This window comes from Candidatus Uabimicrobium amorphum (assembly GCF_009002475.1).
GTDB classification, from domain to species: domain Bacteria; phylum Planctomycetota; class Uabimicrobiia; order Uabimicrobiales; family Uabimicrobiaceae; genus Uabimicrobium; species Uabimicrobium amorphum.
In genome coordinates this window covers 4104416-4117705 of sequence record NZ_AP019860.1, presented here as the reverse complement: position 1 = coordinate 4117705, position 13290 = coordinate 4104416, and the positions used below count along the sequence as shown (strand labels likewise).

The 13290-nt window shown below is 40.7% G+C and carries 9 protein-coding genes; 8 read left to right on the top strand and 1 reads right to left on the bottom strand.

All coding sequences use genetic code 11. The annotated features are described in order from the left end of the window. Positions 1-552: 552 nt before the first annotated feature. Complete coding sequence (locus UABAM_RS14840; protein ID WP_151968788.1) at positions 553-804, top strand: hypothetical protein; 252 nt, start codon at positions 553-555, stop codon at positions 802-804. Positions 805-828: 24 nt separating this feature from the next. Here UABAM_RS14840 and UABAM_RS14835 read toward each other — a convergent pair whose 3' ends face one another. Next, positions 829-2100, bottom strand: a complete 1272-nt coding sequence (locus tag UABAM_RS14835) for a glucose-1-phosphate adenylyltransferase (protein ID WP_151968787.1) — start codon at positions 2098-2100, stop codon at positions 829-831. Positions 2101-2379: 279 nt separating this feature from the next. Here UABAM_RS14835 and UABAM_RS14830 point away from each other — a divergent pair, with 279 nt between their 5' ends. Genes UABAM_RS14830 through UABAM_RS14800 form a run of 7 tightly spaced genes read left to right on the top strand, consistent with a single transcriptional unit; the run spans position 2380 to position 13288 of the window. Then, the gene (locus UABAM_RS14830; protein ID WP_151968786.1) at positions 2380-3027 is read left to right on the top strand and encodes an O-methyltransferase; all 648 of its coding nucleotides are present in this window, start codon (positions 2380-2382) and stop codon (positions 3025-3027) included. 10 nt (positions 3028-3037) lie between these two features. Continuing rightward, complete coding sequence (gene aroC, locus UABAM_RS14825) at positions 3038-4207, top strand: chorismate synthase (RefSeq protein ID WP_152022013.1); 1170 nt, start codon at positions 3038-3040, stop codon at positions 4205-4207. A 10-nt stretch (positions 4208-4217) separates the two neighbouring features. After that, entirely contained in the window at positions 4218-5033 is an 816-nt protein-coding gene (locus UABAM_RS14820) for an AAA family ATPase (protein WP_229759404.1), read from the top strand. Between the two features lies 1 nt (position 5034). Next, positions 5035-6225, top strand: a complete 1191-nt coding sequence (locus UABAM_RS14815; RefSeq protein WP_151968785.1) for a hypothetical protein — start codon at positions 5035-5037, stop codon at positions 6223-6225. Beyond that, entirely contained in the window at positions 6222-7574 is a 1353-nt protein-coding gene (trkA, locus tag UABAM_RS14810; RefSeq protein WP_151968784.1) for a Trk system potassium transporter TrkA, read from the top strand. The genes UABAM_RS14815 and trkA overlap by 4 nt, the downstream gene beginning before the upstream one ends. 17 nt (positions 7575-7591) lie before the next feature. After that, positions 7592-9046 (top strand): TrkH family potassium uptake protein, encoded by a 1455-nt coding sequence (locus tag UABAM_RS14805; protein WP_151968783.1) that lies wholly within the window; start codon positions 7592-7594, stop codon positions 9044-9046. Positions 9047-9073: 27 nt separating this feature from the next. Further along, positions 9074-13288, top strand: a complete 4215-nt coding sequence (locus tag UABAM_RS14800; protein WP_151968782.1) for a WD40 repeat domain-containing serine/threonine protein kinase — start codon at positions 9074-9076, stop codon at positions 13286-13288. Positions 13289-13290 lie beyond the last annotated feature (2 nt).

Genomic DNA, 13290 nt, shown 5'->3' with positions numbered 1-13290 from the left:
AATGGTTTTCTCTTCGTTGGTTTTGGTACTGTTTTACTCTAATGCCACTTTTCGTTATGTTTGCCTGTAAAATATTGTTAAGCTGGTTGGGTTGCGTTTCCTGGTAGTTTGTAAGCCAAAAAGCGTTTATATTTTCGCAGAGTGGCAATTTGGGTGTTTTTGGGCTAATATACTTTAAGGGAGTGTATCGACTAAATTCAACGGAGTAAAATAGTATTTTCTAATTTGTCGGCGACCACCTAAAATCGTAGCCGTCACCGTAATCGTAGTCGTCACCGTGACTGTGACCGTGACCGTTAATACCGGTCAGTGTAAAACCGAAAAAGGTTTACAATACTTGTCATCCCGTACCCAAAAAACTTTGTTTTTTGGAAAGATACGGGATGACAAGTATTGTAAATTCGACTTCTGTACGTGGATCCCTGATCAAGTCAGGGATGACACCGTAAGGTAAGTTTATTATTAAAAAATATTTACGCTTAGGCCAATGGTATTGGGTCGTTACGATAGTTTTCGTTGATTACTTTATATATTTCGCATAAAGGGGAAGTTATGGGAAAAGTGATTCGTACTATTTCGATTCACTGTGCTAAATGCAATACATTATTGTATAAATATCATAAAGGTGGGCGTGGGGGATTGGTAAAGTGTTTTCTCGATCGCATTGTGAAGGACAATACGAAGGGGGATATGCATTGTCCTAATTGTTCCCAGGAGTTTGCACGTCCCATTTCTATTCGCAATCGTCCTGCTCATAAAATAATTCAGGGAAAAGTTTTTACTAAAGGGATGTGTCGTAAGTAGTCCTTACAAAAGGACTACTTTTTGTTAGATGATCGTTCCGTCGGGGATTGTTGCGTTTTTGGGTATAATGACAATTCCATCGCGAATAAAAAAGTTTGGTCCTTCGCCTTCTTGCACGTTGTCGCGATTTTTGATAATACATTTTTTGCCAATGTGTACGTTTTTGTCGACGATGGCAGCTTCAATGTATGTCTCATCATGGATACCAGGTGCATCCGCCCCTACCAAAAAGTCACGTGTTGCACGATCGTGCCATGAGTAGTAATCCGCTCCCATGATGATACTGTTTTTGACAGTGGTGTTGTTGCCTATGTAAGAACGTACTCCGATAACCGAATTGGAAATTTGGCTATTGACAACAATGCATCCTTCCGCAACAATCGAATCTTGAATGAAGGTACTTTGCAGTTTCGATGCAGGTAACATTCGCGCGTGGGTATACATTGGCATATCGGGATTATAGAGATCGAAAGCTGGTTGTCTTTTTGCAAGGTCTAAGTTTGCTTCATAAAAGGAACGAATTGTTCCTATGTCACTCCAGTAACCTTCGAATGGATAACTGATTACCTTGCGGTTATTAATTGCATGGGGAATGATTTCTTTTCCAAAGTCAGTATAGTCTTTGTTCGCTAGCTCTTCGCGTAAAATTTTACGGTTAAATATATAAATCCCCATCGACGCTAGGTATACGCGCCCTTCTTTTTGTAGGTCTTCATTTACATAACTTTCAAGACCTTGTAGCTCCTCTTGTGGTGGTTTTTCGCGAAACTCATTGATGACGTATTTATCATCTGTTTTTAAAATACCAAACCCTGAGGCATCTTTTGCCGCTACTGGAATAGTTGCGATGGTGATATCAGCTTTGTTTTCTTGGTGGTGACGTAGCATTTTTGCGTAGTTCATGGAGTACAATTGGTCACCTGACAATATGAGTACCTGGGAATGAGAGTAACTATCTATATAGTGTAGGCTTTGGCGCACTGCATCTGCCGTTCCTTGGAACCATTCTTTCGAAGAAAGTGTTTGCTCCGCAGCGAGAATTGTCACAAAACCTTTGCTATAACTATCAAAACGATAAGCTGTTGATATGTGTCGGTTTAAACTTGCCGAATTAAATTGTGTTGCCACAAACATTCTATTAATGCCGGAGTTTATACAGTTTGATATGGGTATATCGATTAAACGATATTTTCCGACTAAGGGCACAGCCGGCTTTGAACGAACCTTTGTCAAGGGAAATAAACGAGTTCCAGCTCCCCCTCCAAGAATGATGGCAATAACCTCTCGATTTAACATATTTTTTCCCTGAAAATAAGAAGCGCGCTTTTGTATGTATAAGTTTGATGCTCAAACACAACAGCGTTTAATAAAAATAAAAACACTGTGTTAAACTACAATTAAAATATGATATTTTTGCGAAATTGTCAATATTTTGTAACTATTCTCACGCATTTTGTCGTGAATATCAAAATATGTTATTCCATCTTTGTAGGAAATAAACTTGCTTGAGCTACACAGTAATAGATTATACAATAAACCATGTCTAAAGTTTTTACACTTTATTAAGGAAAGTAAATGGGTGAATTTATAAAACCAGTTGATCGGCGTATCGAAAGTTATATTTCTCAAGTTTTAGAAAAATATAACGACGAAGTTCTTACGGAAATGGAACAATTCGCTGAAGAGGAAAAGTTCCCTGTTGTTGGACGCTCAATTGGCAGTATGCTGCAAGTTCTCACTCGTTGCGTCGGTGCAAAGCGAATTTTTGAGTTTGGCAGTGGTTTTGGATATTCGGCATATTGGTTTACAAATGCGCTTGTGGAAGGTGGCAAAGTGATTTGTAGTGATCACCTAGCGAATAGTAATATCAAAAAAGCTGAGGAGTATCTAAAAAAAGCCGGAAAATGGGAACAAGTAGAATATCATCTCGGCTCACCAAAAGAGGTTTTCAATAAAACTTCAGGGGACTTCGACATTATCTACAACGACGGAGAAAAACAAGAGTACCCAGAAATTTGGCAACTTGTGAAACAGCGAATCCGTCGTGGAGGGTTGTATATTTATGATAATGTATTGTGGGCGGGGCGTGTACTTGATGAAGAAATCCGTGAAAGTTGCACCGAAGCGATTCGCGAAAGTACTAGTTTGATTACACAAGACACGGACTACGATTTTTTTATAAATGCCATACATGATGGTGTTCTTGTTGCACAAAGAAAGTAATGATATTATGATTCGCATACTTACCGCCGGAGAAAGCCACGGGCCGATGTTAACGGCTATTATCGAAGGTGTTCCGGCAGGTCTTCACATTACAACTTCGGATATCAATTATGACTTGCGACGTCGCCAAAAAGGTTTTGGTAGTGGCGGACGCATGCGTATCGAAAAGGACCAAATTCAAATAACTTCGGGAATTGTCGAGAATAAGACAACGGGTGGCCCGATTTCTTTGCTACTCGAAAATCGCGATTACAAAAACTGGCAAGATCGCGAAATTGCGCCTTTGACGACACCGCGTCCTGGGCATGCCGACCTTACGGGAGCCGTTAAGTATCGTTATCCTGATTTGAGATATTCGTTGGAAAGAGCCAGTGCCAGAGAAACAGCAATGCGCGTTGCGGCAGGTGCGATATGTAAAAAACTTTTACGTGAATTTTCGATATCTGTTGGTGGCTATGTTGTGCAATTAGGCGGTGTGAAAGTGAAAATGCCACCGTTTTCGTTACAACAATGTTTAGAAGTGGCGGAAAAAAATGCCGTACGTTGCCCCAATGAGGAGCAAGTGGAAGAGATCGAGGAGCATATAAAAAAAGCTATGAAAGCGCAAGATACCTTGGGGGGAGTTGTTGAGGTTTTTGCCATAAATGTTCCTGTTGGTTTGGGGACTTACGTCCAATATGATCGACGACTCGATGCGCAAATTGCCGCAGCTCTTATGAGTATTCCTGCCATAAAAGGGGTGGAATTTGGTAGTGCGTTTGACAATGCCAAAAAACGTGGTAGTGAAGTTCACGACGAAATTGTTTTGCATAACGACGAAGAACGTGTGGTGCGTAAGACCAATCGTGCCGGAGGAGTGGAAGGTGGTATTTCCAATGGGGAGCCTATCATTGTGCGCATTGCGATGAAACCAATTTCTACCGTTGTTCGCGGTTTTCAATCGGTAAATCTCGCGACGGGAAAATCCGAGCTTACAACATATGAGCGTAGCGACTTTTGCGCACTCCCGCGCGTTGTACCGATAGCAGAAGCCATGCTTTCTATTGTTTTAGCAAATGCTTTACAACAAAAAATTGGGGGAGATTCGATTGCGGAAATGAAACCGCGTTTTGAAAATTTACTCTCTGCTAATGTAAAAGACTTACACCTTCGCAACGAAAAATGGAAATTTAATTATTGAGGAGAATATTTTGCAATTTACTAGCACGGATCGTTACTATTTGAATCCCGAATTAGAAGAAATAGTTAATATCGCCATTCTTATGGAAAAGCCTTTACTACTTTCCGGTGAAGCAGGTACGGGAAAAACACAACTTGCATTTGAAATCGCAAAGACTTTAGGGTTAGAGATGGAAATTGCGCGCTGTAAATCAACTTTTAAGGGCGAAGAACTTTGTTATGTGTACGACACAGTACTTCGTTTAAATGATTCGCGTTTTGGTACAGGAGATACCGGAAGAAACATCAGCGATATTTGGGATTATTTGCGTTTTGGCCCCATCGGTCGTGCGTTTCGCTCCGAAAAACGCCGCGTTCTTTTGTTAGATGAAATTGATAAAACCGATAGCGACACGCAAGACAATTTGCTGGATGTACTCGAAGACAATTCGTTTATTATTCGTGAAATTAATCACTGTGTAAAAGCCGAAAATAAGCCCATTATCATTATCACTAGTAACGCCAAGCGCGAACTTTCTGATCCTTTTTTGCGTCGTTGTTTTTGCCATTTTATCCCCTTTCCTCAATCAGATGAAATCAGCAAAATAGTGAAACTTCACTATCCAGATATTGATAAAAAACTATTACAAAGCTCTACAGATGTTTTCTACAAACTACGTCGCGAAGGATTTGAAAAACCACCGGCGACGGCAGAGCTTCTCGATTGGCTTGGTGCCCTACAACAACAGGGAATGAAAAGTCCAGAGAACGATGGAGAGATAGCGTTTTTGGGAAGTTTACTGAAAAGAACCGAAGATATTCTGCGTTTTAAGAGGCAAAGAAGATAAAATGTTTATTGATTTTTTTCAACTACTCCGTAGATGTGGTGTTCCCATCAGCTTTCAGTTCATTATCGAATTTTTTGCCGCGTGGGAGAAAGGGCTTGTAACGAACCTTGACCGCTTATTTATCGTCATGCGACTTATTTTTGTGAAGAGAGTCGAACATTTCGATGCATTCGAAAGAGCTTTTGCCGCTTATTTTTTAGGCCAAATAGATCGTTTGCAAATCCCTGAAGTGGATACATTTCTTACGAGCAAACCTTTTCAGGATTGGCTAAACAAACAAATAGAGGAAGGAAATCTTTCTCCACAAGCCATACACAATATGCCTTTGGATGAGTTGCTGCAAAAATTTTGGGAAACGCTGTTAAAGCAGCAGGAAGAACACCACGGTGGAAATCGTTGGATTGGAACAGGTGGAACTTCGCCATGGGGACATTCCGGTAACGCCCAAGGAGGAATTCGCGTCCATGGAGCGGGAGGAAATAAGTCGGCCATTAAAGTGTTAGGTCAAAACCGTTATACCAACTACAAACAGGACGCCAAGTTGGGAGCGGAAAATATTCGTCAGGCACTTGCGACTTTAAAACACATGATACCTGTTGGTCCACAAAATGAATTGGATGTAGATGAAACCATATACCGCACATGCAAAAATGGTGGTGAAATTGACTTTGTGTTCAAACGCGAACTTCGCGATCGTTTAAAAGTTGTGTTGTTCATGGATAACGGTGGTTATTCCATGACGCCTTATGTGCGACTTGTGCGTTTACTCTTTTCTAAAATGCGCAGTCAATTCAAGGATTTAGACTTTTATTATTTTCACAATTGCATTTACGAAGGGGTTTACAGCGATGTGCAACATCGCAATTTTGTTCCCTTGAATAGCCTGTTTCAAAAGGATAAGGATATACGTCTTTTTATTGTCGGGGATGCGAATATGGCCCCAAGTGAGCTATTCTCTCCCTATGGAGCCATCAACTATTATGTGGAAAATGCTATTCCTGGTATCGATTGGTTGCGTTTAATCGCCGATACTTTCCCATATACGGTGTGGTTAAACCCTATCGAGAAAAAATATTGGTATTATCAAAGCTCTACTTTAGATGCCATTTCCGAAATTTTTCACATGCAAGATTTGACGCTAAACGGATTAAAAAATGCAGTTACTTATTTAGAGGACAAGAAAGAAAAATGAACATTATTATTTTAGGGGCGGGGTCTGTAGGATTGCATCTAGCAACAGAACTTTCGTGTTTGGGGAACAATGTTACCATTGTCGATACTAACAAAGATAAATTGGCTCATATTCAAGAAGTTTGTGATGTGCAGTCGGTACAAGGCAATGCGGCAGACTTATCTGTATTGGTGAAGGCGGGACTTCAAGATTGTCAGCTACTTTTGGCCACAACCAATAATGACGAAGCGAATATGCTGAGCTGCCTTTTAGCAAAAAATGTCGGAGTCGCGACCACCATAGCACGTTTGCGTCAAGATTTTTACTTTAGAGGACACAAGACATTGTACCGCAATAAAATGGGAATCGACTTAATTGTTTGTCCTGAAATCTTAGCTGCTTTAGATGTGATTGGTTACACAAAAGAATTAAAAAGTTCGGTAGTAGAGACTCTCGCCGATGGGAATATTGAAGTAAAAACCATTCGCGTTAGTCGAAATTTTAAATACAAAAACTACATCTTAAATGAAATCCCATTTCCAGAAAATACTCTAGTAAGTGGTGTTGTACGTGATGACAAGTTAACTATTCCGCGTGGAAATTATAAAATTCAAGAAGATGATATTCTCTACATTATCGGAAAAACGGAAGTGGTCGAACATATGGGTGGAGTTTTCGATCCTAAAAAAGAGGGGTGGTTTTTTTCGCAACACAAAACTGCGTTTGTTTTGGGAGGAGGGCATATCGGGTTTTTAGTTGCCAAGTTGTTGTCAATGCACGAAATCGAAGTAAAACTCATTGAAGAAGATCCCGAAAAATGCAAACAGGTGGCCGCAGCGCTACCAGATATTACTGTGTTTAATGAAGATGGCACCAATGATAAGTTTCTTCACGAAGAAGGAATTGAAAATGCCGATTACTTTATCAGTGCGTGCAAAGAAGTTGAAACAAGTCTCGTGGCGTCGTTACTGGCCAAAGATATGGGAGTTAAAGAGGTTATTTCGGTTATTGACAACGATCGTTACAATCGCGTACTGCAAAGACTTGGAATTAACAATATTGTGAATCCGCGCAACAAAACTTCACAGTGTATTTTGGAATTTATTGGTAACGGCAATGTACTAACGCACACCCTTGGACGTTTTGAAGATGCGCATCTCATTGAGATGTATACCACGGAAAATTTTCCACTCAAAGGAAAAACGCTACAAGAAATCAATTTGCCCGAAAATACTCTTGTGTGCATTATTCAACGTGGAGAAGAAGTGTTTGTCCCTAAAGGAAGTGATCATATTCAAGTGGGAGACATGGTGGTGATCTTTACAATAGGTGAGCATATAGATGCCATACAGAAATTATTTGGTCGGTAGGCATTAAGGATCTAAAAATGAATTTTAAATTAATTATTCACACCTTGGGGGCGTATTTGGTTTTTTTTGGTTGTTGTTTTGTGCCATCGATGTTGTGGGGAATTTATGCTCGTGAATGGGGTATGCTAAACACTTTTGGCTGGGTTGCATTGGCGACGATTGCTTTGGGAACCCTAAGTAAAAAATACACAAAAGAATGTACGGGGCAAAATCAATTTACCAAACGTGAAGGTTTATTACTGGTTTCTGTTATTTGGATTGTTTCGGGAATTATTGGAGCACTACCTTTTTACATAAGCGGCTACATACCGACATTTTTATCCGCCTTATTTGAATCTGTGTCGGGATTTACGACGACAGGAGCAAGTGTTTTAAGTGATATAGAGGCTTTGCCACAAAGCTTATTGTTTTGGCGCTCACTAACGCACTGGTTGGGTGGTTTGGGAATTGTTGTACTTTTTATTATTGTTCTTCCACACCTGGGAGTTGGTGGACGTGCCTTGTTTCACTCGGAAGTGCCCGGTCCGCATACTGAAGTGCTAAAACCGAAAATTCGCGAAACAGCTTTCATTTTGTTAAAAATCTACATCGGTTTAACAGTCATTGAAACTGTGGCTTTGTGTTGTTGTGGAATGACTATTTTCGATTCTATTTGCCACACATTTGGGACACTTGCCACCGGAGGTTATTCTACAAAGAATACAAGCGTGGCCGCTTTTAACAGTATCTCCATAGAAATAGTGCTCATTATTTTTATGATCCTCGCCGGTGTTAACTTTTCTCTGTATCATTATTTTTTAACCGGGCAACGCAATATTTTTTGGAAAGATACCGAATTTAAAAGTTACATATTGATTATTGTGATTGCAACGACTTTTATTATGGTCGATTTAACACTAAACTTCAGTCATAACATTGCGAAAAATTTTCGCGATGTTTTGTTTCAGGTGGTGTCGATTCAAACAACGACAGGCTATGGGACCGCAGATTTTGACAAATGGCCGGGTTTTAGTAAACTCATTTTATTTGTACTCATGTTTGTCGGGGGGTGTGCTGGTTCTACCTCGGGAAGTTTTAAAGTCATTCGTTGGGTCATTGTTTTTAAATATATTTTTAATCAGATAGAACGCGTTTTTCGTCCACAAGCTGTACGTCCGATCCGTTTAGGTAAAGTTGTCATTGAAGACAATGTGGTGAATAATATTATTGGATTGTTTTGTTTGTGGGTTGTGATTTTCGCCATAGTGAGCGTGGTGATTTCCGCGATGGGGTTTGACATGTTAACTTCGATGTCTGCTACTGCGGCAACTCTAAACAGTATTGGACCTGGTTTTGTAGAAGTTGGTCCGACAATGAACTTCGCGGTAATTCCCGATTTAGGAAAATTACTCTTGGTGATTTGTATGTTGTTTGGGCGTTTAGAAATTTATACGTTTGTGATTTTGTTTCACCCTGCATTTTGGAAAAAATAAATATAAAACTTGCTTGTGGGAGAAGTGATGAGTCAGGAAATTCAAAATTTAAAATTAGAATATAACAAATATGTGAATGAACATAATTGGCAACAAGCACTTAAAATCATTGATCAAATGATTGCAATAGAACCACAAGCAAAGTTCTATTGTAAACAAGGTGCATTGTTTTTTAAATGTAAACTGTATCAAAAAAGTTATGACAGTTTTCAAAAGGTTTTGGAGATAGATCCGGGAAATTCTCAAGCGGTTAAGTTTTTAGCAAAATTACAAAAAAATAATGAATCTTACGTTCAGGAAGATGACTTTTTGACCGTGATCGGTGATTTATTGTTGCAAACGAAGCTTGCTGGTGTCGAAGAGCAAGAACTTGGAGATGAATCTATTGTAGGCAATGAAGATAAGATTGTGGAACCGTCTACTGCGGTCAATAGTGAAACTCAAAAAGACGTTTTCGATAACGAAGAACAAAAAACAGTTTTCGACGTCAAAGAGCAAGAAAACGCTTCCGAGGACGAAGAGCAAAAAACGGTTTTCGCCAGTATGGAGGAACAGACCGTCGTCGGCGTTTCTGAACAAAACACGGTTGTCGATGGTGAGCCGCGAACCAATTTTTCTGATGAAACAGTTGTCAGCACACCACCTATTACGATTTCGAGCGCTCATGATAGTGAGAGTTCTTTTGGGCGTTATGAATTGCAATCTAAAATAGGCTCGGGAGGGATGGGAAATGTTTACAAAATTTACGATCCTGTTCTTGACCGCACTTTAGCTCTTAAGATATTAAACCTCAGTTTAAATACGGAAGAAGGTCGCAATCGCTTTATGCGTGAAGCGCGTGCCACCGCTAAACTAAATCATCCGCATATTATCTGTGTTCATGACATTGGTGAACATGACGGACGTAATTTTTTCACCATGGATTACATCGAGGGATGTCCTTTTAAAGAACATTATGCCTGCGAAAATGTCAGTGTGCAAGACATTTTGCGTTTGTTTATGCAGGTGTGCGATGCGATTCACTACGCCCACGAACAAAAGATTATTCACCGCGACATCAAGCCAAGTAACATTATGATCGAAAATAAAACCACGGCAAAGGTGATGGACTTTGGCTTGGCGAAAATTCTCCACGCCGATGACCAACTTTCGCGCACGGGACAACAAATGGGAACACCGGCATACATGTCTCCCGAACAAGCCGATGGTGCACCTGTCGACGTGCGTACCGATGTGTATTCGCTTGGCGCAACGTTGTACGAAGCTTTGACGAAACGACCGCCTTTTCAAGGGGAGAATCACTTTAACATTATTTATCAACTGCATTACAAAGATCCTGTCCCGCTAAGGTTAATGAATCCCGATATTTCCATCGAACTCGAAGCCATATGTCTTAAGTGTCTAGAAAAGTCGCCGAATAACCGTTACGCTACGGTGAAGGATTTGCGTGATGATCTCGATAATTTGTTGCACCATCGTCCGATCAAGGCGAAGCCAGACACAAGTTTGCGAAAATCTTGGAAATGGGTAAAACGCAATAAGGCAATTTCGGCGATCGTTGTGATTTTACTATTGGCTTCGGCGTTCTGGTATGCTCAATTGCTCGAAACAAAAGAGGCGAACTACAACATTGCTGAAAAATCTGTACACATTTTGTTGTCACGTGCCAAAGAAGAATTAATGAACGATCGCTGGCGCGAAGCGGGAGCTCTCGGGGGGGAAGCACTACAAATTGTGCAGCAACATCCACAGCATATGCAGTCATTACAAAAAAATGCGCTTGATATTGTGCGCAGTGCTCTCTATGGAATGGGGCTCGTATGGGAAACATCTGTAGGAGATGTTCGTACCTCGAAAATTATCAATATTCCTGAAGAAACCGCCCAGTATATGACGACAGTGGATTTGATTTCTGTACATCCTGACGGAAAAATTATCGCAGTAGCGGGTGATGCCGGAAGTGTGAGTTTATACAATGTTTACGATGGTTCTTTTATTCGTAGATTACAACATGAAGATAACGATGGCCATTCCACCACCGCATTGGCTTTCCATCCTCATAAAAAGATACTTGCCGCAGGAAATTGCCAGGGGGAAATTCTTTTATGGAATGTTTACAGCGGTAAACTACTACGTAGGATACAGCAGCATGAGATGATTGTTTCCGCGATTAAGTTTAGTGAAGATGGCGAACTAATGGCTTCGTCGTCTTTGGACAAAACGGCGAAGGTGTACGATTATACGCAGAATAAAAATACCGCTGTTTTACAACATAACAACAGTGTCACCTCTATGGATTTTCATGGGCGTACCAAGTTGGTGTGTATTGCCAAAACACGTGTTGTTTCGTGGGATTTAGCCAAACAAACAACAGCGAAATTAGTCAAGACCGAAAAAGACGCGCTACATGTGCGCGACACTGTATACATACCGCTAACCGCGATTAGTTTTAACGGCAATGGTTCGCTTGTTGCTATTGGTTCCCGCGAAAATACCATATTGCTTTACGATATCAAGGAGCAAAAACAGTTGGCAAAAATTGCCGGGCACTCTTCGTGCGTAACATCTTTAGAGTTTCACGGAGATCTTCTTGTTTCGGGAGCCGCGGATGGAGAAATTATTTTATGGGATATTCATCGTCGTCAGCCCATTCGTAAATTTATGGCGGACTGCGAGGGGGTCCAAGGAATTACTTTACACCCCGATGGTTCTCAAATTATTTCTATTTCACAACTAGGTGTGTTGCGCCTATGGAGTTTGAGCAGCCAAGAAATACTCAGTGAAATTCCGCGCAGCAAGGACATTATCACCACAATTGCATTTCGTCCTGATGGCAATGAATTTGTTTCTGCGAATAAAAGTGGCAAACTCTATTTATGGTCGTACCCTTCTCTATCGTTGGAGGCGGAGTTAAATCACGGAACGAAGGTTATGTGTGCTGATTATAACTCGGACGGAAGTCAATTGGTGACTTGTGGATATGACTATGCGATAAAAATATGGGATTGTCAAACGTACCAACTACTAGATACCATTCGTATCCATGATGCCATTGTTGCCACAGTAGAGTTTTCTCCCGACAATAAGTATATTCTTTCCTCTGGTTACGATTCGACGGTAAAAGTTTGGGATATTGCTGCGCGCAAAGTTGTGAAAAATATCAAAGAGGAATTGCCATTTTTTTGTGCTTCGTATAGTCCGGATGGCAAAAAAATTGTCATGATTAGTGAAGATCTTGTGGTGATGAATGCCAACAACTATGAACCAATTCATCGTTTGCAAGGTCATCGCAATTGGTTTTCCAAGGCATATTTTAGTCCTGATGGATCGCTTATCGCTTCCGCTTCAGGAGACAGTACGGTGCGAATTTGGGATGCAGATAGTGGTAAAATTCTGCATACATTTCGTTATGACGCGTGGGTGTGGCGTTTTTCGTTTTTACCAAATAGCCATTTGATCGCTTGTATATGTAGTGATGGTAAGATTCGCGTTTTAGATGCGCGCAGTGGTATTCAAATCTATACCTTATCTTTTCCTAAAATAGACAATGCCTTTGCGTTGGCTTTTCATCCGCGCGACAAGGTTCTTGTGTCAAGTTCTACCGATACAACAATTAAATTGTGGGATTTCTCCAACAAACTGAGCTACGCGTATTCGCCTGGATGGCTAACGCCGCAAGACGATTTTAGTGAATTGTATGGTGACTTAAATTTTCGCCGTGATGTCCACGGAGGAGCTATATTAAGCGCATTGCGGAACAAGCCGCGTTATGCCTGTCGTCAACTCTTTGGGGTGAATGTAGACACCGATAACTTTGCCATCACCATGACGACTTGTGAGCGCAACATGAAAGGCAAGGTCATCGATAAGACCAATGTCCAAAAGTATTTGCAATATGCGCGTAAGATTCATTCGCAAAATGAAGAGGTCGCGATGGATTATGTGCAGTTGGCGCTTAGTTTAGATTCTGCGACTTGTTTACCGTGGATTTCTGTGAATATGCCACAGGCAAAAGAAAAGTTGGCCGAAATATATGCGAAGCGCGCCGCGCAAATGGGAGATTTTCATAAAGCAATTGCCCTAATTGATGTCGCAATTACTTTAAATCCTAAAGCCGAGTTTTACTTCACTCGTGGGACGATCTGTCATGAAAATGAGCACATGGAAAAGGCGCGACAAAGTTTTGACGAAGCTCTACAAAAAAATCCACAACTAAAAAGTCTTTTACCCACACAAGGATAAAA